This is a genomic window from Streptomyces sp. NPDC006476 (assembly GCF_040612015.1).
GTDB classification, from domain to species: domain Bacteria; phylum Actinomycetota; class Actinomycetes; order Streptomycetales; family Streptomycetaceae; genus Streptomyces; species Streptomyces griseorubiginosus_B.
In genome coordinates this window covers 321,847-343,976 of the sequence record NZ_JBEXPK010000002.1, presented here as the reverse complement: position 1 = coordinate 343,976, position 22,130 = coordinate 321,847, and the positions used below count along the sequence as shown (strand labels likewise).

General features: G+C 72.0%; 21 protein-coding genes. 11 read left to right on the top strand and 10 right to left on the bottom strand.

Features of this window, described 5'->3' with window-relative positions; genetic code table 11:
• Positions 1-20: 20 nt before the first annotated feature.
• A complete protein-coding gene (locus ABZZ74_RS03670) occupies positions 21-932 on the bottom strand; it encodes a rhomboid family intramembrane serine protease (RefSeq protein WP_356761564.1) in 912 nt (303 codons plus the stop codon).
• Between the two features lie 96 nt (positions 933-1,028).
• On the opposite strand from ABZZ74_RS03670, the gene ABZZ74_RS03665 reads away from it, so the two are divergent.
• The gene (locus ABZZ74_RS03665) at positions 1,029-1,754 is read left to right on the top strand and encodes a VWA domain-containing protein (protein WP_356761562.1); all 726 of its coding nucleotides are present in this window, start codon (positions 1,029-1,031) and stop codon (positions 1,752-1,754) included.
• A gap of 69 nt (positions 1,755-1,823) precedes the next feature.
• Positions 1,824-3,470 (top strand): cytochrome bc complex cytochrome b subunit, encoded by a 1,647-nt coding sequence (locus ABZZ74_RS03660; protein ID WP_356761561.1) that lies wholly within the window; start codon positions 1,824-1,826, stop codon positions 3,468-3,470.
• On the opposite strand, the gene ABZZ74_RS03655 is transcribed toward ABZZ74_RS03660, so the two are convergent.
• Both ABZZ74_RS03655 and ABZZ74_RS03650 read right to left on the bottom strand, forming a co-directional pair.
• Complete coding sequence (locus ABZZ74_RS03655; RefSeq protein WP_356761559.1) at positions 3,445-4,407, bottom strand: acyl-CoA dehydrogenase family protein; 963 nt, start codon at positions 4,405-4,407, stop codon at positions 3,445-3,447. The genes ABZZ74_RS03660 and ABZZ74_RS03655 overlap by 26 nt on opposite strands.
• The gene (locus ABZZ74_RS03650) at positions 4,407-5,546 is read right to left on the bottom strand and encodes an acyl-CoA dehydrogenase family protein (protein ID WP_356761557.1); all 1,140 of its coding nucleotides are present in this window, start codon (positions 5,544-5,546) and stop codon (positions 4,407-4,409) included. Before ABZZ74_RS03650 ends, ABZZ74_RS03655 begins: the two co-directional genes overlap by 1 nt.
• Positions 5,547-5,596: 50 nt before the next feature.
• Between ABZZ74_RS03650 and ABZZ74_RS03645 the strand changes: the two genes are divergently transcribed.
• Genes ABZZ74_RS03645 through ABZZ74_RS03635 form a run of 3 tightly spaced genes read left to right on the top strand, consistent with a single transcriptional unit; the run spans position 5,597 to position 8,208 of the window.
• On the top strand, positions 5,597-6,406 hold the full coding sequence (locus tag ABZZ74_RS03645) for an SDR family oxidoreductase (RefSeq protein ID WP_356761555.1): 810 nt from the start codon (positions 5,597-5,599) through the stop codon (positions 6,404-6,406).
• Positions 6,407-6,421: 15 nt separating this feature from the next.
• Positions 6,422-7,033: a TetR/AcrR family transcriptional regulator gene (locus tag ABZZ74_RS03640; RefSeq protein WP_133042783.1), complete on the top strand. Its 612-nt coding sequence runs from the start codon at positions 6,422-6,424 to the stop codon at positions 7,031-7,033.
• A gap of 17 nt (positions 7,034-7,050) precedes the next feature.
• A complete protein-coding gene (locus tag ABZZ74_RS03635) occupies positions 7,051-8,208 on the top strand; it encodes an acetyl-CoA C-acetyltransferase (protein WP_356761553.1) in 1,158 nt (385 codons plus the stop codon).
• A 300-nt stretch (positions 8,209-8,508) separates the two neighbouring features.
• Here ABZZ74_RS03635 and ABZZ74_RS03630 read toward each other — a convergent pair whose 3' ends face one another.
• Genes ABZZ74_RS03630 through ABZZ74_RS03610 form a run of 5 tightly spaced genes read right to left on the bottom strand, consistent with a single transcriptional unit; the run spans position 8,509 to position 12,551 of the window.
• Positions 8,509-9,150 carry an SIMPL domain-containing protein gene (locus tag ABZZ74_RS03630; protein WP_356761552.1) on the bottom strand — a complete coding sequence of 214 codons (642 nt, stop codon included), beginning with the start codon at positions 9,148-9,150 and terminating at the stop codon, positions 8,509-8,511.
• Complete coding sequence (locus tag ABZZ74_RS03625) at positions 9,147-10,211, bottom strand: nitronate monooxygenase (RefSeq protein WP_356761715.1); 1,065 nt, start codon at positions 10,209-10,211, stop codon at positions 9,147-9,149. Before ABZZ74_RS03625 ends, ABZZ74_RS03630 begins: the two co-directional genes overlap by 4 nt.
• On the bottom strand, positions 10,211-10,966 hold the full coding sequence (locus ABZZ74_RS03620) for a CoA-transferase (protein ID WP_356761550.1): 756 nt from the start codon (positions 10,964-10,966) through the stop codon (positions 10,211-10,213). The genes ABZZ74_RS03625 and ABZZ74_RS03620 overlap by 1 nt, the downstream gene beginning before the upstream one ends.
• Positions 10,963-11,799 carry a CoA-transferase gene (locus ABZZ74_RS03615; protein ID WP_356761548.1) on the bottom strand — a complete coding sequence of 279 codons (837 nt, stop codon included), beginning with the start codon at positions 11,797-11,799 and terminating at the stop codon, positions 10,963-10,965. Before ABZZ74_RS03615 ends, ABZZ74_RS03620 begins: the two co-directional genes overlap by 4 nt.
• Before the next feature lie 2 nt (positions 11,800-11,801).
• A complete protein-coding gene (locus ABZZ74_RS03610; RefSeq protein WP_356761546.1) occupies positions 11,802-12,551 on the bottom strand; it encodes an enoyl-CoA hydratase family protein in 750 nt (249 codons plus the stop codon).
• 99 nt (positions 12,552-12,650) lie between these two features.
• On the opposite strand from ABZZ74_RS03610, the gene ABZZ74_RS03605 reads away from it, so the two are divergent.
• Complete coding sequence (locus ABZZ74_RS03605; RefSeq protein WP_356761544.1) at positions 12,651-13,397, top strand: SDR family oxidoreductase; 747 nt, start codon at positions 12,651-12,653, stop codon at positions 13,395-13,397.
• A gap of 1 nt (position 13,398) precedes the next feature.
• Entirely contained in the window at positions 13,399-14,304 is a 906-nt protein-coding gene (locus ABZZ74_RS03600) for an SDR family oxidoreductase (protein WP_356761542.1), read from the top strand.
• Positions 14,305-14,812: 508 nt separating this feature from the next.
• Here ABZZ74_RS03600 and ABZZ74_RS03595 read toward each other — a convergent pair.
• Positions 14,813-15,709 (bottom strand): hypothetical protein, encoded by an 897-nt coding sequence (locus ABZZ74_RS03595; protein ID WP_356761540.1) that lies wholly within the window; start codon positions 15,707-15,709, stop codon positions 14,813-14,815.
• An 88-nt stretch (positions 15,710-15,797) separates the two neighbouring features.
• Positions 15,798-17,546 carry a beta-galactosidase family protein gene (locus tag ABZZ74_RS03590; protein ID WP_356761538.1) on the bottom strand — a complete coding sequence of 583 codons (1,749 nt, stop codon included), beginning with the start codon at positions 17,544-17,546 and terminating at the stop codon, positions 15,798-15,800.
• 106 nt (positions 17,547-17,652) lie between these two features.
• Between ABZZ74_RS03590 and ABZZ74_RS03585 the strand changes: the two genes are divergently transcribed.
• The 4 genes from ABZZ74_RS03585 to pepN all read left to right on the top strand — a co-directional run bounded on the left by ABZZ74_RS03585 (position 17,653) and on the right by pepN (position 22,128).
• The gene (locus ABZZ74_RS03585) at positions 17,653-18,543 is read left to right on the top strand and encodes an AraC family transcriptional regulator (protein ID WP_356761536.1); all 891 of its coding nucleotides are present in this window, start codon (positions 17,653-17,655) and stop codon (positions 18,541-18,543) included.
• Between the two features lie 11 nt (positions 18,544-18,554).
• On the top strand, positions 18,555-18,905 hold the full coding sequence (locus ABZZ74_RS03580; RefSeq protein WP_356761535.1) for a chorismate mutase: 351 nt from the start codon (positions 18,555-18,557) through the stop codon (positions 18,903-18,905).
• Positions 18,906-19,045: 140 nt separating this feature from the next.
• Positions 19,046-19,585, top strand: coding sequence for a response regulator (locus ABZZ74_RS03575; RefSeq protein ID WP_356761534.1), 540 nt, complete (start codon positions 19,046-19,048; stop codon positions 19,583-19,585).
• A gap of 56 nt (positions 19,586-19,641) precedes the next feature.
• The gene (gene pepN, locus ABZZ74_RS03570) at positions 19,642-22,128 is read left to right on the top strand and encodes an aminopeptidase N (RefSeq protein WP_356761532.1); all 2,487 of its coding nucleotides are present in this window, start codon (positions 19,642-19,644) and stop codon (positions 22,126-22,128) included.
• Positions 22,129-22,130: the final 2 nt, after the last annotated feature.

Below are 22,130 nucleotides of genomic sequence, written 5' to 3'. Positions count from 1 at the left end.
GCTGTCGCCTTTTCGGCTGTTCAGACCGTCAGCTCCGCGACCTTCGCCATCGCCAGGATCACCAGCAGCGCCAGCAGGGTCACGCACGCGCCCGCCTGGACGAGGGTGCGGCGCTGGTCGCGGGGCGCGTAGGCGAAGGCGACGGTCACCACGGCGCCGGCCAGCAGTCCGCCGAGGTGGCCCTGCCATGAGGTGAGGCCCGCGGAGATCAGCAGCCACAGCAGCAGGCCCGCCATGAAACGGTTGACCTGACTCATGTCGGCGCCCAGCCGCCGGGCCATGACGTAGTACGCGGCGCCGAGCCCGAAGATCGCGCCGGACGCGCCCAGCGTCGGGGTGTCCGGCGCGAGCAGCAGCACCAGCACCGAGCCGCCCAGCGCCGACAGCAGATACAGGGTGACGTACCGGATCCGGCCGAGCTGGAACTCGACCACCCGGCCGATGTTCCACAGCGACACCATGTTCATCACGATGTGCAGGATCCCGAATGTGCCCCCGGTCGGCGGCAGATGCAGGAACGCGCCGGTCAGCAGCCGGTACCACTCCCCGTCGACGACACCCTCGGGGTGGAAGGCCGAGGGGTACCCGGCCACCCACACGTAGTGCCCGCCGTCCGGCCCGACCAGCCCCCGGCCCAGCATCTCGAACCGGTCCACGACCGAAGGCCGCACCAGCTCGCCCAGATACGCGAGCACATTGAGCCCGATCAGGACGTACGTCACCACGGGCGCCGTGGTGATCCGCCCGCCGAACGCCGTGCGCGCCTGCCGCACCGACCGCGCGCCCTGACGTACGCACTCCACGCACTGGTGGCCGACGGACGCCTCCCGCATACAGTCCGGGCAGATGTAGCGGTCGCAGCGGGTGCAGCGGACGTGGGACTCCACCGCGGGATGGCGGTAGCAGGTGGTGACGGTGGACTCGGGTTCCACGCCGGCTCCTCGGAGGGGATGGGACGAACGGTGAGCCGGTGGGGACGGCGGCGAACAAAATAACGAACACAGGTGACGGATGGGAGAGTAGGGGCCATGGTTGCGATCAGTCTGAAGAAGGTCGAGGAGACCGCGCCGGCCCTGGTCAGCCTCTACAAGAGCGCCGGGGTCTCGCTGCGCAAGCACGGGCTCGACGGGCTACGGGCCGCCGTGTACCTCGTCGTCGACTACTCCGGCTCGATGAAGCCGTACTACAACGACGGCAGTGTGCAGGCGCTGGCCGACCGGGTGCTCGGGCTGTCCGCGCATCTCGACGACGACGGAAGCGTGCCGGTGGTGTTCTTCTCGACGGACGTCGACGCCGAGACCGAGATCGCGCTCGCCGACCACGCGGGGCGCATCGAGAAGATCCTGGCCGGGCTCGGGCACATGGGCAAGACCAGCTACCACCTGGCCATGGACGCCGTGATCGACCACTACCTCGACAGCGGCTCCACCGACCCCGCCCTGGTGGTCTTCCAGACCGACGGCGGCCCGATCAACAAGCTCGCCGCCGAACGGTACCTGTGCAAGGCGGCCGGGCTGCCGCTGTTCTGGCAGTTCGTGGGCTTCGGGGACCCGCACAGCAAGCAGTTCGACTTCCTGCGCCGGCTCGACGACCTGGCGGTGCCGGACAAGCGGGTCGTGGACAACGCCGGGTTCTTCCACGCCGGGGCCGACCCGCGGAAGGTGTCGGACGCCGAGCTGTACGACCGGCTCGTGAGTGAGTTTCCGAAGTGGCTGGTGGCGGCGCGGGCGCAGGGAATCGTGCCGCCGTCCTGAACGCACCGTTGGCTCAGCCCCGGGGCGCGTGCCACCCTGATGTTGATCCGACGGGGAGGCGACGAACCTATGGACGGCGCACGTGCGGAAAACCACGGGGCTTCGGCGCGCAGGGAGCCCCCGGGCAAGGGCGAGAAGGTCGCCGACTGGGCCGACGGACGGCTCGGCCTCTACGCCCTGGCCAAGGCCAACATGCGCAAGGTCTTTCCGGACCACTGGTCCTTCATGCTCGGCGAGATCTGCCTGTACAGCTTCATCATCCTGATCCTCACCGGCATCTACCTGACCCTGTTCTTCGAGCCCAGCGGGGTCGAGGTCGTCTACCACGGCTCGTACGTGCCGCTCAACGGTGTCCGGATGACCCGCGCCTACGAGTCCGCGCTCGACATCAGCTTCGACGTGCGCGGCGGACTGCTCATCCGGCAGATCCACCACTGGGCGGCGCTGGTCTTCGTCACCGGCATGCTGGTGCACATGATGCGGGTGTTCTTCACCGGCGCCTTCCGCAAGCCCCGCGAGGTCAACTGGCTGTTCGGCTGGACCCTGCTGATGCTCGGCATCATCACCGGCCTGACCGGCTACTCGCTCCCCGACGACCTGCTCTCCGGCACCGGCATCCGCTTCGCCGACGGCGCGATCCTGTCGATCCCGATCGTCGGCACGTATCTGTCGATGTTCCTGTTCGGCGGGGAGTTCCCGGGCCACGACATCATCTCGCGGCTCTTCCCGGTCCACGTCCTGCTGCTGCCAGGGCTGATGCTGGGGCTGGTGGTCGCCCATCTGATCCTGGTCTTCTACCACAAGCACACCCAGTACCCCGGGCCCGGGCGCGACCAGAAGACCGTGGTCGGCATGCCCTTCCTGCCCGTCTACATGGCCAAGGCCGGCGGCTTCTTCTTCCTCGTCTTCGGCGTGCTGGCCGTGATGGGCGGCATCGCCAGCATCAACCCCGTGTGGGCCTTCGGCCCCTACCGACCGGACCTGGTGACCACCGGCGCCCAGCCCGACTGGTATCTCGGCTTCTCCGAGGGACTGATCCGGGTGATGCCGGGATGGGAGATCAACGCCTGGGGCCACACCCTCGTGCTGGGCGTCCTCATCCCCTTCTCGCTCTTCCCGCTGATCCTGCTCGCCCTCGGGCTGTATCCCTTCGTCGAGGCGTGGATCACCGGGGACAGACGCGAGCACCACATCCTGGACCGGCCGCGCAACGCGCCCGTGCGCACCGGACTCGGTGTCGCCTGGCTCGCCCTGTACGTGGTGCTGCTGATCGGCGGCGGCAACGACATCGTGGCCACGCATCTGCACCTGTCCATCAACGCCATCACCTGGTTCGTGCGGGTCGCCTTCTTCGCGGCGCCGGTCGTCGCCTTCATCGTCACCAAACGGGTCTGCCTGGGCCTGCAGCGCCGGGACCGGGACAAGGTGCTGCACGGCCGGGAGACCGGCACCATCAAGCGGCTGCCGACCGGCGAGTTCGTCGAGGTGCACGAACCGCTCCCGCAGGACCAGCTGTTCACCCTCACTCAGCACGAACAGAACCCGCCCTACGAGATCGGCCCGCTCGTCGACGCCAACGGCGTGCGCCGGCCGGTCACCGTCGCCCAGCGGGTGCGCGCCCAGCTGGCGCGGGCGATGTTCGGGCCCGATTCGCGGATCGCCAAACCGACCGTGGAGGAGTACCGGGAGCTCACCAGCGGCGACCACCACCACTGACCACCAGCGCCCGGCACTCCCGCGGCGTGCCCCACGCGGTGCGCAGCGCTCGGGCCTTGGTCAGCCACAGGGACAGGTCGTACTCCGCGGTGTACCCGATCGCGCCGTGCGACTGGAGCGCGGTACGGGCGGCCCGGTACGCCGCCTCGCAGGCCGCGACCTTGGCGGCGGCCACGTCGGCGGGCGCCATGGTGAGCGCGGCTCCGAACACCAGGGGCCGCGCGAACTCCAAGGCGATCTTGACATCGGCCAGTCGGTGCTTCACGGCCTGGAAGGAGCCTATGGGGACGCCGAACTGGGTGCGCTGTTTCACGTACGCGACGGTCCGGTCGAGGAGGGCGAGCCCGACACCGAGGGCCTGGGCGGCGGTGGCGAGACGGGCGTGGGCGAGGGCGTGCTCCACGGGCGGCTCGGCGGTGAGGAGTTCGCCGCCCGGGGTCAGGGGGGTGAGGCGGCGGGCGGGGTCGAGGGACGGGCGTACCGGACCGTGACCGGGGGCGAGGCGCAGGCCGTCGGGTGCCAGCGAGAGACGGACGTCCGCCGCCTCCCCGTCGAGGGCGTACGACCCCTCGTGCGCCACCGTCGCCAGCGCCTCGCCCGAGGCCAGCGACGGCAACAGGCGCTTGGCGGACGGACTCGGCTCACCGAGCAGGGCGGCCGCGACGACCGTCTCCACCACAGGTCCCGGTACCGCGTGCCGCCCCAACTCCACGAACGCGACGGCGAGTTCCACGGGACGGACGCCCAGGCCGCCGTACTCCTCCGGTACGGCGAGACCGAACACCCCCGCTTCGGCGACACGGCGCCACAGCGCACGGCCGCTCGCCCGTTCGCCGCGGCCCCACTCCCGTATGGCGCACGGCGTGTCGGAGGCCGTGAGCAGGGCGTCCAACGAGGCCGCGAACGCCCGCTGTTCGGCGTCGAGCAGAAAACGCATCAGCGGCGTCCCTTCGGCAGGCCCAGCAGGCGCTCGGCGATGATGTCGCGCTGGATCTCGTTGGTGCCCGCGTAGATCGGGCCGGCGAGGGAGAAGACGTAGCCCTCGGCCCAGGCCGTGTCCGCCGACTCGCCCTCCTCGCCGAGCAGGTCGAGGGCCGTCTCGTGCAGCGCGATGTCGTACTCGGACCAGAAGACCTTGTTCAGGCTGGACTCGGGCCCGATGGAGTCGCCGTCCAGGAAGCGGGAGGCCGCCGCGTCGGTGAAGAGCTGGTAGGCGCGGGCGCCGATCAGGGCGTCGGCCACCTGGTCGTGTGCGTGGGGCGGACTTCCCCGCTCCTCCCAGAGGGCGCGGAGTCTTTCGGCACCGGCGAGGAAACGGCCCGGGGAGCGCAGCATCAGCCCCCGCTCGTTCCCCGCCGTCGACATCGCGATCCGCCAGCCCTCGCCGGGCGCGCCGATCACGTCCTCGTCCGGCACGAACACGTCGTCCAGGAAGAGCTCGGCGAACGCCGGCTTCCCGTCGAGGCGGCCGATCGGACGGACCGTGACGCCTGGGCTACGCAGGCCGAACATCAGGTAGGTCAGGCCCTGGTGGGGTTTCGGCGTGTCCGGGTCGCTGCGGAACAGGCCGAAGGCGCGGTCGGCGAAGGCGGCCCGGGACGACCAGGTCTTCTGCCCGGTCAGCAGCCAGCCGCCGTCCGTGCGCACCGCCCGCGATCTGAGGGAGGCCAGGTCCGAGCCCGCCTCGGGCTCGGACCACGCCTGCGCCCAGATCACCTCGCCGGTGGCCATCGACGGCAGCACCCGCGCCCGCTGCTCCTCGGTGCCGTGGTCGAAGAGGGTCGGCGCCAGCAGACTGATCCCGTTCTGACTCACCCGCCCCGGCGCGCCCGCCGCCCAGTACTCCTCCTCGAAGGCCAGCCAGCGCAGGAGACCGGCGTCACGTCCGCCGTACTCCGCCGGCCAGTTGACCACCGACCAGCGGTCCGCCGCCAGCTCCGCCTCCCACGCCCGGTGCGCCGCGAAGCCCTCCGCGGTCTCCAGGGACGGCAGCGGGTCGGCCGGTACATGCGCGGTGAGCCAGGCCCTGGCCTCCGCGCGGAACTCCTCGTCGGCGCGCGAGTCGGTGAGGTCCACGGTCGTCGCCCTCCTTCCCTAACAAGTGTTTGGTAGATTAGCGTGGCCTTATGACAACGGTCGAGACTCCGGCGTACGTGCCCGGGCACGGCCTGCTGACCGGTCGCACCGCCGTCATCACCGCGGCGGCCGGAGCGGGCATCGGCGGCGCCACCGCGCGCCGCTTCCTGGAGGAGGGCGCCCGCGTGCTGATCAGCGACGCCCACGGGCGGCGGCTGAAGGAGTACGAGGCCGAGCTGGCCCGGGACTTCCCGGGTGCGGTGGCCGCAGTGCCGTGCGACGTCACCGACGAGGCCCAGGTGCGGGCCCTGTTCGAGACGGCGGTGAGCGCGCACGGACGCCTGGACGTCGTCGTCAACAACGCCGGCCTCGGCGGCACCTCACCCCTCGCCGACATGACCGACGAGCAGTGGAGCCGGGTCCTGGACGTGACCTTGAACGGCACCTTCCGGTGCACCCGGGCCGCGCTGCGGCTGATGCGCTACAGCGGCGGCGGTGGCGTGGGGAACGGCGGTGGCGGGGTCATCGTCAACAACGCCTCCGTCGTCGGCTGGCGCGCCCAGGCCGGACAGGCCCACTACGCCGCCGCCAAGGCCGGCGTGATGGCTCTGACCCGGTGCGCGGCGCTGGAGGCGGCCGAGTACGGGGTGCGGGTCAACGCCGTCTCGCCGAGTCTCGCCATGCACCCGCACCTGGTGAAGGTGACGACCCCCGAGCTGCTGGAGGAACTGACCGCGCGCGAGGCCTTTGGCCGGTACGCGGAACCCTGGGAGGTGGCCAACGTGATCGTCTTCCTGGCGTCCGGCTACTCCTCGTACATGACGGGAGAGGTCGTCTCCGTCAGCAGCCAGCGCGCCTAGGACGAGAATGTATCCGTGCCGACCAAGAAGAAGCCCCAGGTGACCGCCGCGCCCGCCCGGCGCCGCGAACTCCTCGAGACCGCCGCCGAGGTCTTCGCCGAGCAGGGCTACAACGCCACCACCGTACGCAAGATCGCCGACCACGCGGGCATGCTCGCGGGCAGCCTCTACTACCACTTCGACTCCAAGGAATCGATGCTGGAGGAAATCCTGCGCACCTTCCTCGACGAGCTGTGGAGCGGCTACGACACCGTCCTGGACGCCGAGTTGGACCCGCGCGAGACCCTGGAGGCCCTGGTCACCGAGTCGTTCCGGGAGATCGACCGGCACCGCGCCGCCGTCGCGATCTACCAGAAGGAGAGCAGGCAGCTGGTGGCGCAGGAGCGGTTCGCGTTCCTCGCCGAGTCGCAGCGCAAGTTTGAGAAGGCGTGGCTGTCCACGCTGGAGCGCGGGGTCGCCGCCCGGGTCTTCCGGGCCGACCTCGATGTCCGTCTCACCTACCGGTTCGTGCGCGACACCGTGTGGGTGGCCGCGTCCTGGTACCGGCCCGGCGGACAGCACAGCCCGGAGGAGATCGCCCGGCAGTACCTGTCGATGGTGCTGGACGGGATCGCCGTACGTACGTGACCCATTGGGGAGTCGCCATGGCCGAGGCCTACATCGTCGAAGCGGTCCGAACGCCCGTGGGGCGGCGGGGAGGTGGGCTGAGCGGGGTCCATCCGGCCGACCTGGGCGCGCATGTGCTGAAGGAGCTGGTCACGCGCGCGGGCGTCGATCCGGCCGCCGTCGAGGACGTCGTCTTCGGCTGTCTGGACGCGGTGGGACCGCAGGCCGGGGACATCGCACGCACCTGCTGGCTGGCTGCCGGACTGCCCGAGGAGGTGCCCGGAGTGACGATCGACCGGCAGTGCGGCTCCTCGCAGCAGGCCGTGCACTTCGCGGCGCAGGGAGTGCTGTCCGGCACGCAGGACCTGGTGGTCGCGGGCGGTGTGCAGAACATGTCGCAGATCCCGATCGCCTTCGCCACCCGCCAGGCCGCCGAGCCGCTGGGCTTCACGGCCGGACCCTTCGCGGGCAGCGAGGGCTGGCGGGCCCGGTACGGGGACCAGCCCGTCAACCAGTTCGTGGGCGCCGAGATGATCGCCGCGAAGTGGGGGATCAGCCGGGAGGACCAGGAGGAGTTCGCGTTGCGGTCGCACCGGCGGGCGCTGCGGGCGATCGACGAGGGCCGGTTCGAGCGGGAGATCGTGGCCCTCGGCGAGGTCGCGGTCGACGAGGGGCCGCGCCGGGACACCTCGCTGGAGAAGATGGCCGGGCTGAAACCGGTCCTCGACGGTGGCACCGTCACCGCCGCCTGCTCCTCCCAGGTCTCCGACGGGGCGGCGGCGATGCTGCTGGCCTCGGAGCGGGCGGTGCGCGAGCACGGGCTGCGGCCCCGCGCTCGCGTCCACCACCTCTCCGTACGCGGCGAGGACCCCATCCGCATGCTCTCCGCCCCCATCCCGGCCACCGCCCATGCCCTGAAGAAGACCGGCCTGACCATCGACGACATCGACCTCGTCGAGATCAACGAGGCCTTCGCCCCGGTCGTCCTCGCCTGGCTCAAGGAGACCGGCGCCGACCCCGAGAAGGTCAACGTCAACGGCGGCGCGATCGCCCTCGGCCACCCCCTCGGCGCGACCGGCGTCAAACTCATGACGACCCTGCTGCACGAACTGGAGCGCACGGCCGGCCACTTCGGCCTCCAGACGATGTGCGAGGGCGGCGGCCAGGCGAACGTGACGATCATTGAGAGGGTCTGAGGACGGTAGGTGAGTAGGGGGCGGGAGCCATGCGGTGGTGGGCGGTGGAGCGGCGGTAGGCGTGCTGCCTGGGTGGTGAGCTGCGGCGGGTAGTAGTCGGCGCGCGGCCGGCGAGCAGTGGTGGGTGACGGCGCGGTGATCGGGGGCGTGGGCGTGCGCGGTAGCCAGTGGGCCGCCAGCCGCCAGCCGCCAGCCGCCAGCCGCCACCGGCCAACGCGCGGTGATGCGCGGCGGCGGGCGGTGCGCGGGCGGCCGGTGGGGGGCGTGGCTGGGCCGGCGTGGGTAAGCGGGCCGGGTGGGTCAGTGGGTGAGGGAGAAGCCCAGGACCACGCCCGCGGACACCTCCACCATGCCGGGTGCGAGGTCGCCCGCCGAGGTGCCGCCCCCGCCGCCGTGGCCCCGGTACTGGCGGAACTCGTAGGACTCCGAGTCCACGTCCTGGATGTGCACCACCGGGCCCAGCCGCACGCCCGCCGCCTCCGCGTACACCTCGGCCTTGCGGCGGGCGGCGGCCACCGCCTTGCGCCGTGCCTCGTCCCGCAGCGCCGGCTTGTCGTGCACGTCGAACTCGACGCTGTCGATGTGGTGCGCCCCGGCGTCGACCGCGTCCACGATCAGCTGCTGGAGATCGTCGAGCACCTCGGTCTCGATGACGTACGAGGCCCGGCAGCGGTAGCCGAGGAACTTCCGTTCGCCGCCGTACCCGTCGTAGTCAGAGCTGAGCTTGAGCCGGGAGCCCGACACCGACGCGTCCGGTATCCCGTGCCCGCGCAGTACTTCACGCAGCCGCGCCACGGCAGCGCCCGCCTCCTGGAACGCCTTGTCCGGCAGGGGCTCCAGCACATCCACCGACAACCTCACCCGGACGAGCTGCGGCTCGACCCGCACGCTCCCCGCACCGAAAACACTCGATCCCCACGGCTCTCTGATCGTCTCCGTCATGTGCGCATTGAAGCACCGCCCCGCGCCAACTCGCCGATGATTTCCTCCGCTTGAGCCATCACCCCCGCCACCAGCTCCGCGCACGAGGGCAGGTCCTCGATCACCCCGGCGACCTGCCCGGACGCCATCACCCCGAGATCCGTACGGCCGTCCACCATCGCCGACTTCAGCAGCATCGGCGTGTTCGCGGCGAGCAGTACCTGGCTCCAGGACAGCTCCTTGCCGTGCTTCATCGCCAGCCCGTCGCGCGCCATCTGCCGCCAGCTCAGCCCGGACAGCCTGCGGAAGCCGGCCGCGTGGCGCAGGGCGTGCAGCAGGGCCCGCGCGCGGCCGGAGTCCTCCAGGGAGTCCACCAGCTCCGTGCGCAGCATCCGGTGCGGCAGACCGTCCACCGCCCGGGTCACGGTGACGTCCCGGACCGTCGCCGCCAGATACCGCGCCTTCACCGTGTCCGGCACCGTCGAGTCCGAGGTGAGCAGGAACCGCGTGCCCATCGCGACCCCCGCCGCCCCGTACGCCAGTGCCGCGACCAGGCCCCGTCCGTCGAAGAAGCCGCCCGCCGCCACGACCGGTATCCGCACCGCGTCGACCACCTGCGGCAGCAGCACCGTCGTCGCCACCTCGCCGGTGTGCCCGCCGCCCTCGCCGCCCTGCACGATCACGGCGTCCGCGCCCCACGCCGCGACCTTCTCCGCGTGCCGTCGCGCGCCGACGGAGGGGATGACCACCACACCCGCCCCCTTCAGCTCCGCGATCAACTCGGGGGAGGGAGCGAGGGCGAAGGAGGCGACCCGGACACCCTCCTCGATCATGATGCTCACCCGGTCGCCGGCGTCCGCCGCGTCGGCCCGCAGATTCACCCCGAACGGCGCGTCCGTACGGGACTTCACCTCCCGTATCGCCTCGCGCAGCCGGTCGGTCGGCATCGTCGCGGAGGCCAGGATGCCGAGCGCGCCCGCGTTCGCCGTCGCGGAGACGAGACGGGGGCCCGCCACCCAGCCCATGCCGGTCTGGACGATCGGGTGCCGGATGCCGATGAGGCGGGTGAGCGCCGTCTCCATCACGAACCGACCTCCCTGGCCCGGCTGCCGGTCGGGTCGAGCACCTCGCGGATCAGCCGCAGTTCCTCGGCCGTGGGCTCGCGGGTCGTCGGCACCTCGTCCGGGACCGCCGGCTCGAAGGCGGTGGCCTCGCGCACCTCCTCCACAGTGACCCCCGGGTGCAGTGAGGCCAGGCGCATCGAGTGGTCCGGGGTCGCGAAGTCGAAGACGCCCAGGTCGGAGACGACACGCGGGATGCGGTGGTAGCGAGCCGTTTCCGGGTGGGCGGCCGCGTGGTCGTAGCCCACCCCGCAGACCATGTCGACCTTCTCGACGAAGACCCGCCGTGAGTGCTTCGGGACCCAGTAACTCGTCGGGTTGTTCAGCGTGTTGACCGGTGCCCCGCGCACCCCGAGCAGCTGTCGCCGGGGCCGCTCCCAGTCGCCGATGCAGGAGATGTTCTGGTTGCCGAACCGGTCGATCTGACTCGCGCCCATCATCACGTGCCGCCGACCGCCGGTGACGAGGGCCAGGTGCTGACGGTAGGGGAGCCAGCCCTCGACCGTGCCGTCCGGGCGGACGAGCATCGCCTCGCCGTCCGTCAGCAGCAGGTCCGGTGAGAACGTGAGCCGGGCGAGCCGGGCGCCGATGGAGGGGATCAGCCCCATCGGGCTGGCGAGCACCTCGCCCTCGCCCCGCCAGGCCTCGGCGCAGGCGATCACGCAGTACTCGGCGCGGGTGACGGGAACGACGGACGTGCCGGTGACCTCGGTCATGACTCCTCCCTCACCGCCGTCTGGTACGTCTGCTCGTCCCCGGCCAGGAACCGTGCCGCGAACTCCGGCCAGGGCGTGGTCGCGTAGGTCCGCTGGAAGGCCTCGTCCCGGCCGTAGTCGGGGGCGCAGGACGTGAAGTGCGCGCCGTTCGGGGCCTCCACGACACCCGTCACCCGGTGCCGCTTGACCAGCAGCGACTGGGGGGCCGCCTCCTTCGTCAACTCGGCCGTGTCCACGATCCGTTCGCACGACACATAAGCCGTGTCCGCCGCCTCGCAGAACAGGTCGTCGAAGTAGGGGTCCGGGCCGAGGTACTGCCCGTTGCCCAGCCGGTCCGCGCGGCCCACGTGCACCAGGGCCGCGTCCATCCGCAGGGCCGGCATCGCCACGAACGTCTCCCCGTCCTCGTACGGCGAAGTGACCGTCCGCAGACCGGGGTTGATCCGCATCACGTCCGAGCCGATCCCGGCCCGCACCGGAAGGAACGGCAGCCGGTTCGCCGCCGCGCGCAGCCCCCACATGAACATCGCCTCGTCGATCTCCATCAGCTCGAAGGCACCGCGCTCCCGGGCCGCGCGGTAGTGCGGTTCCAGCGGGATGGAGTCGAGGGTGACGAACGCGGCGACCAGCCTGCGGATCCGTCCGGCCGCCGCCAGCATGCCCACGTCCGGGCCGCCGTAGGAGACGACCGTCAGGTCGGTGACGTCCGAGCGCAGCAGCGCTCTGACCAGGGCCATCGGTTTGCGGCGGGAACCCCATCCGCCGATGCCGAGGGTCATGCCGCTCTCCAGGCGGGAGACCACCTCCTCGGCGGTCATCGTCTTGTCGCCCACGCCTACGCACCCTCCTTCTGCTTGCCGAAGGTGTCCCGGACCCGGTCGGCCACCCCGACCGCGCTCGCCTCATATGTGAAGCCCTGCTCGAAGCGGTAGCTGCGGCGCACGTCGACCGGGTCGATGCCGTTGATGGCGGCCTTGGCCAGACGCAGCAGCTCTCCGTCCTTGGCGGCGATGTCGCGCGCCAACTCCAGGGCCGTTTCTCGCAGTTCGTCCCGTGGTACCACCCGCCACACCGAGCCGTAGCCGTGCAGCTCCTGCGCGGTGACCGTCTGCGAGGTGTAGTAGAGGGCACGCATCCGGTGCTGCGGGACCAGCCGGGCCAGATGCGTGGCCGCGCCCAGGGCGCCCCGGTCCAGCTCGGGCAGGCCGAAGACGGCGTCCTCGCTCGCCACGATCACGTCCGCGTTCCCCGCCAGTCCGATGCCGCCGCCCAGGCAGAAGCCGTGCACCGCCGCCACCACGGGCACCTCGCACTCGTACACCGCGGCGAACGCCTCGAAGCAGCCGCGGTTGGCGCCCACCAGCGCGCTCGAGCCCTGCGCCTGTATCTCCTTGATGTCCACGCCCGCGTTGAAGCCCCGTCCCTCGGCGGCCAGGACGACACAACGCACCCCTTGGTCGCGGCCCGCGGCACGCAGCGCGTCGGCCAGCTCGAACCAGCCGCGCACCGGCAGCGCGTTCACCGGGGGGAAGTCGACGGTGAGGAGTCGGATCCCCTTTTCCGGGGACGAGGTGGAGACACCCATGGGCGCATCAGCTACCTTTCCAACCAACGCCTTTCCACCAAACATTTGTTAGGTGTGAGGCTTCGAAGCTAGCAGTCCGCGGATCGGAGCGGGAGACCTGTGGATAACTCGCTGCGCGGCAGGACGGTCGTGGTCACCGGGGGCACCCGGGGGGTGGGAGCGGGGATCGCCAAGGCCTTCGTGGAGGCCGGGGCGCAGGTCGTCGCCTGTGCGCGACGGCCGCCCGAAGTGCCGGTCGAGGGCGTGGAGTTCAGCCCGCTCGACCTGCGCGACCCGCCCGCCGTACGTGCCTTCTTCGCCGCGCTGCCCCGGCTCGACGTCCTCGTCAACAACGCGGGCGGCGCCCCCTACCGCAAGCTGGCCGACGCGGACGCCGAGCGACACGCACGGGTCATCGAGCTCAACCTCCTCGCCCCGCTCACCGCATCCCTCGCCGCGTACGAGCACCTGCGGCGGGCCCGGGGAGCCGTCGTGATGATCGGCAGCGTCAGCGGCAGCCGGCCCTCGCCCGGCTCGGCGGCGTACGGGGCGGCCAAGGCCGGGCTGGACAACCTCGCCCGCTCGATGGCCGTGGAGTGGGCACCGGAGGTCCGGGTCAACACCCTCGTCGTCGGCATGGTCCGCACCGAGCTGTCCCATCTGCACTACGGCGGCGAGGAGGGCGTCGACGCGGTCTCCCGCACGGTGCCGCTCGGCCGCCTGGCCACCCCGGCCGACGTCGGCGCGGCCGCCGTCTTCCTCGCCTCCGACGCGGCCGCCTACATCAGCGGGGCGAGCCTGCTGGTGCACGGGGGCGGGGAGCGGCCGGCGTTCCTGGATGCCGCAACTGCCAACAAGGAGACGTGAGATGAGCGGAATCTGCGACGGACGGGTCGTCGTCGTCACCGGGGCGGGCCGGGGCCTCGGGCGGGCCCACGCGCTCGCGTTCGCGGCGGAGGGCGCGCGGGTCGTGGTGAACGACCTGGGCGTGGGGCTGGACGGGACGCCGGGCGCCGACAGTCCGGCCCGGCAGGTCGTCGAGGAGATCCGGGCGGCGGGTGGTGAGGCGGTCACCCACGGCGGCGACATCGCGAGCACCGAGGGAGCGGCCTCGCTGATCGCGGCGGCTCTGGAGACGTACGGGCGGCTCGACACGCTCGTCAACAACGCCGGGTTCCTGCGCGACCGGATGCTGGTCAACCTCGACGAGGGTGACTGGGACGCCGTGATGCGCGTGCATCTCAAGGGGCACTTCCTGCCGCTCAAGCACGCCGCCGCGCACTGGCGGGCCGAGGCCAAGGCGGGACGCACGCCGGTCGCCCGGATCGTCAACACCAGTAGCGGGGCCGGGCTGTTGGGGTCGGTCGGGCAGGGGAACTACAGCGCGGCGAAGGCCGGCATCGTCGGGCTGACGCTGGTCGCGGCGGCCGAACTGGCCCGCTACGGCGTCCAGGTCAACGCGATCGCGCCCGCGGCCCGCACGCGCATGACGGAACGGACCTTCGCGGAGACCATGGCCGCCCCGGACACCGGCTTCGACGCCATGGCCCCGGAGAACGTCTCGCCCCTCGTCGTCTGGCTCGGCTCTGCCGCGAGCGAAGGCGTGACCGGCCGCGTCTTCGAGGCGGAGGGCGGCCGGATCACCGTCATGGAGGGCTGGCGCCCGGGCCCGAGCGCCGACAAGGGGGCCCGGTGGAGCCCGACGGAGGCGGGGGACACGGCACTCAAGCTGCTGGGGGAGGCGGAGGAGCCGGGGGCGGTGTACGGCGCGTAGCCGCGTCCGGCTGGGTGTGGTCCTCGGGCAGGCTCGGCCTCGCGTCCGCATCCGGCTGGGGCCCGGAGCAGGGTGGCTTCGTGTCTGCGTCGGGCTGACTGCGGGCCTCGGACGGGGTTGGCCTCGCGCCCTCAGCCCCGGCCGGCGTGGCCCTCCGCCAGAGCCCTTGCGCCCGCGCCGCGCTGCCGGTCGCGCTCCGGCACGCTTTGCCCCGCGTCCGTGCCGCGCCGGCCCAGTCGCGCCGGCCGTGCTCCGGCAGCATTCGTCCCGCCCCCGTCTCGCTGGGGCGCCGCACTTCGGGAGGGTTGGTCTTTTGTCCGCGCCGTGTTCCCGGTCCGGAGTTCGTCAGGGGGTGGTCCTGCGTCCCCGGCGTGCCCCAGGTCGTGCTCCGGCACGGTTTGCGCGCCGTGCGCCCGGTCGTGCTCGGGCACGGTTTGACCGGCGTCCGCGCCGCGCTCCGGTGCGGCTCGTGCCGCGCTCCGGTACGGCTCGCCCGCGCCCCATCCCCCTACGTGTCGCACTCCAGTACCGTCCGGCACAGGCCGCACCTCGCTCGTACCCGTCCCTTCACCGGGACCCTGATGCGCTGGTGGCAGGTCGGGCAGGGGAAGGACACGCGGAGGGGGCCGTGGCCGTCCGGGGTGAAGGAGTACGGCGTGCCGGCGTGGGGGAGGGGCGTGTGGGTGTCCTGGGCGTGGCGGCGGTCGCGGGCGTAGCGGCGGCGGCCCGCCCAGCCGGCCGCGGTCAGCGGGGGCTGCTGCTCGTCGCGGCGGGCCTGGGCCATGCCCTCGGTGTAGGCCTCGTACGCCTGCGGGCTGGTGAACCAGATCGCGGGGTCCTCGCCGAAGACCAGGGCACGCTTGGCCAGGACGTAGCCGAACTCCTCGGGCGTGAGATAGCCGAGCTTCTGGGAGGACGCCGAGTCCTCCCGGTAGGCGTCGAGCAGCAGCCAGCCCGCGCCCAGGTACGTCGTCGCGGTGTCCGTGAGGATCTCGTTGTCCCGGGTGCCGGGGAAGGACAGCCCCAGCCGGTGCAGATAGACGTGCATGACCTCGTGGGCGAGGGCGGCGCCGATGTCCCGCCGGTGCTTGCGGAACCGGTCGTTCAGCTCCACGAAGTACTCCGGGCCCGCCGCCAGCTCGACGTTCGCCGCGTGCGTCATCTCCCGGAAGCTGACGATCAGCCGGGCGTCCGGCAGCCGGTAGTGCCGCACCAGCTCCCGGGCCACGCGCTGGGCGCCCAGATAGAGGTCGTCGGTGTCGCAGAAGGCAACGTCCGCGGGGGCCACGCTGGTGGAGAAGGTCTGGACGGTGTCGTACGACAGCCGCTTCCAGAGCGCGGTGATGGCGGCCCGCACCGTCTCCAGGTGTGGGTAGCCGTGCTCGACCGGTCCGCCGTTCGCCACGCCTGAACCCCCAAGACGCCCAGAACCCGACTCCACTCTACGGGGAGGACAGCGGATTTTCCCTGGTCGGGTTCCGGGCGCAGGACGCTCACACGGAACGCAGCCGCACGGCCTGCGGGGCCGCCTCCTCCAGCTCCAGGAGCCACACCTCGTTGTCGCCCTCACGCAGCACCGGACCGGGCACGTACAGGGAGCGCTGGGGGCCCGCAGTCCAGTAACGGCCCAGGTTGAAGCCGTTGACCCAGACGAACCCCCGGGTCCAGCCCGGCAGTTCGAGCCGTGCGTCCCCGGCGCCGCGCACCGTCGCCGTCCCCCGGTACAGCCCCGGGGCGCCGTCCTGTCCGAGCGGCTGGAAAACGACGTCCCCGATGTCGTCCAGCGCGTCCAGCCGCAGCCCACGCGCGCGTACCCCGTGCAGATACTGCCGCTCGTGCAGCAGCCCCCCGGTGATGCCCTTGGTCTCGCCGCTGCGGGGCCCGTAGTTCACCCGCCCCAGGGACTCCACCCACAGCTCCACGCGCGCGTTCCCGGCGACCGGCTTGGCCAGCTGCTCGTCGCCCTCGGTGAGCACACCGGCCCGCTCCCCGTCGACGTACACCACGGCCAGGTCCCGCAGACCGCGCGCGGTCAGCGGGTACGCCGGCCGGGGGCCCGGCACCGTCACCTCGTACCGCACCACGCCCCGGTCCACGTTCAGCTCCTCGAAGGTGGGCGGGACCGGTGCCGCGACCTCCTGGCCGCCCCGGCTCTCCAGGACGGCGTCGAGCGGCGCCCAGCCGGTCAGCCGCACCTCCGCCTCCGCGGCCAGCCGCGCGGGCGCCGGCGGCGGCTCGGGCAGCGGGCCGTCCGCATACGCGGCGAGCACCTCCCTGAAGCGCCAGAACTTGTCCGTCGGGTTGCCGGACTCGTCGATCGGGGCGTCGTAGTCGTACGACGTCACGTCCGCCTCCAGCGGCCCCGTGTGCAGCTCGCCGCCGGGGCGGTTGGCGCCCGCCCAGCCGGCGAAGTTGGTGCCGCCGTGCGCCATGTAGACGTTGACCGAGGCGCCCGCCTGAAGGATCTCGCGCAGCGCGGCCGCCGCGTCCTCGGCGTCCCGGGTGATGTGCTCGCCGCCCCAGTGGTCGAACCAGCCGCACCAGAACTCCATGCACATCAGCGGCCCCTCCGGCTGGTGCCGGCGCAGCGTCTCGAAGGCCTCGCGCGCGTGGGAGCCGAAGTTCACCGTGGCGAGCACCCCGGGGATGGAGCCGCCGGACAGCATGTGGTCCTCGGGGCCGTCCGAGGTGACCAGCGGGACCGTCACGCCCCGAGCCCGCAGCAGCTCGGCCAGCCGGCGCAGGTACTCCTCGTCCGAGCCGTAGCTGCCGTACTCGTTCTCCGCCTGCACCATGATCACCGGGCCGCCCCGGTCGATCTGCCGGTCCACGACCTGCGGCAGCAGCACCCCGAACCAGCGCTCCAGGTGCTCCATGAACCGCTCGTCACGGGTACGCGCGCGCGTGCCCAGCTCACCGGTCAGCCAGTGCGGCAGCCCGCCGTTCTCCCACTCGGCGCAGATGTACGGACCCGGCCGCACGATGGCCGGCAGCCCCGCGCGGTGGGCTGCGTCCAGGAAGCGGCCGAGGGCCGCCACGTCCTCGCACTCGCCCGGCCTCGGCTCGTGCAGGTTCCACGGGACGTACGTCTCCACGCAGTTGAGGCCCATCGCCCGCAGCATCGCCAGCCGGTGTTCCCAGTGCTCCTCGTGCACCCTGAAGTAGTGCAGCGCGCCGGACAGCAGCCGCACCGGGCGCCCGTCCAGCAGGAAGTCCTTTTCCCCCACCCTGAAATCGGTCATGCGCCCCAGCCTCACCCCTGGCGGTGATCACCGTCCATGGACAAAGATCAGCGCTGCTTGGACGAAAAAACCGGGCGGCCGGGACGACGCGGGAAGGAGCGCGCGGATGTACCACACCTGGATGCGGTTCTTCACCCCCGGACCGGCCCACCACCGGCTCGGCCTGGTCTGCCTCGGCGTCGGACTGCAGTACGGCGCGCTGCCCACCGTCGGCCCCCGCACCCTCGACCACCACGTCGCCATCGTCGTCAGCGCGGGCAGCGGCTGGTTCCTCGACGCCGAAGGCCGCCGCACCACCGTCACCGCGCCCGCCCTGCTGTGGCTCACGCCCGGAGTGCCCCACCACTACGGGGCCGGCGCCGAGGGCGGCTGGGACGAGGGGTTCGTGGTCTTCGACGGGCCCGCCACCGCCACGTACACAGAACTCGGCTACATCGAGCCGGACCGGCCCGTGGTGCCGCTCTCCGACGCCACGGGCGCGCGTGCCGTGATCGGCCGCATCGCGCGGGCCGCCCGCCGCGGCAACCCGCTGCTGGAGGTGGAGACCGGCGCCGCCGTCCACGAGCTGCTGGTCGCCCTGCGCCGTGCCCGGGCCGACCTCGCGCCCGACGGCGACCCCGTCCTCAAGGCCCTCGCCCGCGACGCCTGTCTGCCGCTGAGCGTTGCCGACCACGCCGCCCGGCACGGCATGACCCCCGCCGAACTGCGCACCGCCGTACGCCGAGGCGCCGGCTGCAGCCCCAAGGACTACCTGCTCGGCATCCGGCTGGGCCGCGCCAAGGAACTCCTCGCCGCCACCGAACTGCCCGTCGCCGCCGTCGCCCGCCGCGTCGGCTACGACGATCCGGCCTACTTCTCCCGGCTGTTCACCCGCCGCGTCGGGATGGCGCCGGTCCGCTTCCGCGCCCAGCAGTTCCGCACCGTCCCCGGGGGCTGGAGCAACCAGGTGCCCGATCCCGACGATCCGCCCATGATCGAGCACACCCCCGCCCCGTAGGCTGTGCGCCCATGACCACCAGCAACAACGCGTCCGGCGAGATCGACCCCGCCGTCCGCGAGGAACTCGCCCGGCTGCGCGACAGCATCGACAACATCGACGCGGCCGTCGTCCACATGCTCGCCGAGCGCTTCAAGTGCACCCAGCAGGTCGGCCACCTCAAGGCCGTCCACCAGCTGCCGCCCGCCGACCCGGCCCGCGAGGCCCGCCAGATCGAGCGCCTGCGCGGCCTGGCCGAAAGCGCCAAACTCGACCCGGCGTTCGCTGAGAAGTTCCTGAATTTCATCATCGCCGAGGTGATCCGCCACCACGAACGCATCGCGGAGGACACCGTGAACGGCTCCGCGAAAACGGCGAATTGACCTCGGTCGACACCGCGGGGGACGTGACAGCGGAGCCCGCAGGAGGCATGCTGCGCTGTGCACTCCTTGTCAGCTGACGGGCACACCGTGTCAGCGCTCCGGTCACAAGCTGGTTGTCCACGCGGGAGGGACGTCGGGCCATGCCGGATGCCAAGATCCTCATCGTCGACGACCACGAGGACACGCTGTACGCGCTGGAGAGCGCCCTGGCCCCGCTGGGCTATCTGCTGGGCCGCGCCACCAGCGGCGACGAGGCGCTCAAGCAGGTGCTCCGCGGGCAGGTCGGCCTCCTGCTGCTCGACGTCCGCATGCCCGGCGTCGGCGGTCTGGAAGTGGTGCGCTACATGCGCCGCGTCGAGCAGACCCAGCACATACCGGTCATCCTGCTCACCGGATTCGGGCTCGACCACGAACTGACCGCCAACGCCTTCGGCCTCGGCGTCGCCGACCTGATCACGAAGCCCATCGACCCCTGGTCGCTGCGCACCAAGGTCCGCTACCTCTACGACGCCCACCGCCGCAGCCTCGCCCTGGAACAGGAGATCCGCGACCTGCGCGCCCTGGTCAAGGGCAACGGCATGCCGGGCCCCGCCGCCCGCCCGGCCCTGCCCCACCCGGACGCCAGAGTTCCGCTGCAGCGCGACACGGGTGATGCCGCCCCGGCTCAGGAGCGGACATAGGGCGCGTACCGGCCCGCCCCTGTGCCTTGTCAGTGGCATCGGGCAGCATTACCAGCATGTCCGTACTGACGCGCGACGAAGCGCAGACCCGTGCCAGTCTCCTCGACGTCCACCGCTACACGATCGACCTCGATCTGACCGCAGGGGACGAGATCTTCGTGTCCCGTACCGTGATCCGCTTCACGGCCCGCGCGGACGCGGACACCTTCGTCGAGCTCAAGCCGGCCGAACTGCGCAAGGCGCTCCTCGACGGCCACGCCCTCGACCTGGACACCTTCGAGGGCAACCGGCTGCCCCTCACCGGCCTCGCCGCCGGCGAACACGAACTGCTCGTCGACGCCACCATGCGCTACTCCCGCACCGGCGAGGGCATGCACCGATTCACCGACCCCACCGACGGCGAGACCTACCTCTACACCCAGCTGTTCATGGACGACGTCCAGCGCGTTTTCGCCGCCTTCGACCAGCCCGACCTCAAGGCCGTCTTCGACCTCACCGTCAAGGCCCCCGACGGCTGGAGCGTCCTGGCCAACGGCATCACCGAGCACCTCGGCGAGGGCCGTTGGAAGGCCGCGTCCACCCCGCTGATCTCCACCTACCTCGTCGCCGTCGCCGCCGGCCCCTGGCACTCGGTGCGCACCGAACACCGCGGCCTTCCCTTCGGCATCCACTGCCGCCGCTCGCTCGCCCCCTACCTCGACACGGACGCCGACGAACTGTTCGAGATCACCCGGCAGTGCTACGACCGCTACCACGAGAAGTTCGCCGAGCCCTACCCCTTCGACTCCTACGACCAGGCGTTCGTCCCCGAGTTCAACGCCGGCGCCATGGAGAACCCCGGCCTCGTCACCTTCCGCGACGAGTTCGTCTACCGCTCCGCCGTCACCGACACCGAGCGCCAGACCCGTGCCATGGTCATCGCCCACGAGATGGCCCACATGTGGTTCGGCGACCTGGTCACCCTGCGCTGGTGGGACGACATCTGGCTGAACGAGTCCTTCGCCGAGTACATGGGCTACCAGACCCTCACCGAGGCGACCCGCTTCACCGACACCTGGACCGACTTCGGCGTGGCCCGCAAGGCCTGGGGCTACGACGCCGACCAGCGTCCCTCCACCCACCCCGTGGCCCCCGAGGCCGTCGAGGACACCGCCTCCGCGCTGCTCAACTTCGACGGCATCTCCTACGCCAAGGGCGCCTCCGCACTGCGCCAGCTCGTCGCCTGGCTCGGCGAGAAGGACTTCCTGGCCGGCATCAACACCCACTTCGCCCGTCACCGGTTCGCCAACGCCACCCTCGCCGACTTCATCGACTCCCTCGCCTCCGCCACCGAGCGCGACGTCCACGCCTGGGCCGACGCCTGGCTGCGCACCACCGGAGTCGACACCCTCACGCCCGTGGTCACCGCCGCGGACGACGGCACCCGCACCCTCACCGTCGAGCACAACGGCAGCCGCCCGCACCGCATCGCCGTCGGCCTCTACGACCTGGACGTCGCCGACGAGAGCCGCCACCTGGTGCTGCGCGAGCGCCTCGACCTCGACATCCCGCAGAGCGAGCCCCACCCCCTCGGCAAGCGCCCCGCCCTGCTCCTGCTGAACGACGGCGACCTCACCTACGCCAAGGTCCGCTTCGACGCCGAGTCCTTCGACACGGTCACCGCGAACCTCTGCGGCCTGCCCGAGCCGCTCACCCGCGCGGTCGTGTGGAACGCCCTGCGCGACGCGGTGCGCGACGGTGAACTCCCGCCCGCCGCCTACCTCCAGGCCGCCCGCACCCACCTCCCGCACGAGACCGACCTCGCCGTCGTCCAGGGCGTCCTCGCCTTCGCCACCGCCCAGATCGCCGGCCGCTACGTCGACCCCGAGGGCCGCGCCGCCGCCCTCGCCACCCTCACCTCCCTCTGCCGCGACCTCATCCGCCGCACCGAGGACGGTGACAACCCCGGCCTGCGCCTGGTCGCCGTGCGCCACTTCATCGACGTCGCCGCCCAGCCCGACACCATCGCCGCCTGGCTCGCCGACGGCACCGTGCCCGGGGGACCGGAACTGGACCCCGAGCTGCGCTGGCGCGTGCTGGGGCGGCTCGCCGTCCTCGGCGCCACCGACGAGGCCGCGATCGCCGCCGAACTGGAGCGGGACCCCTCCGCCGCCGGCCAGGAGGGTGCCGCCCGCTGCCGGGCCGCGCTGCCGGACCCCGAGGCCAAGGCGCGGGCCTGGGAGGGGATGTTCGGGCGCGACGACCTCTCCAACTACCTGTTCATCGCCACCGCCCAGGGCTTCTGGCAGCCCGAACAGGCCGATCTGGTACGGCAGTACGTGCCGCGCTATTACGCCGACGCGGTCGCCGTCGCCGCCCGCCGCGGCCCCGCCATGGCCGACGCCGCCGGCCGCTGGGCGTTCCCGGCCCACGCGGTCGACGAGGAAACCCTCCGCCTCGGCGAGGCCTGCCTGACCGACGCAAACCCGATCCCGGCCCTGCGCCGCAAACTGGTGGACCAACTGGACGACCTGGGACGCGCGCTGCGCGTCCGCCAGGGCTAGGG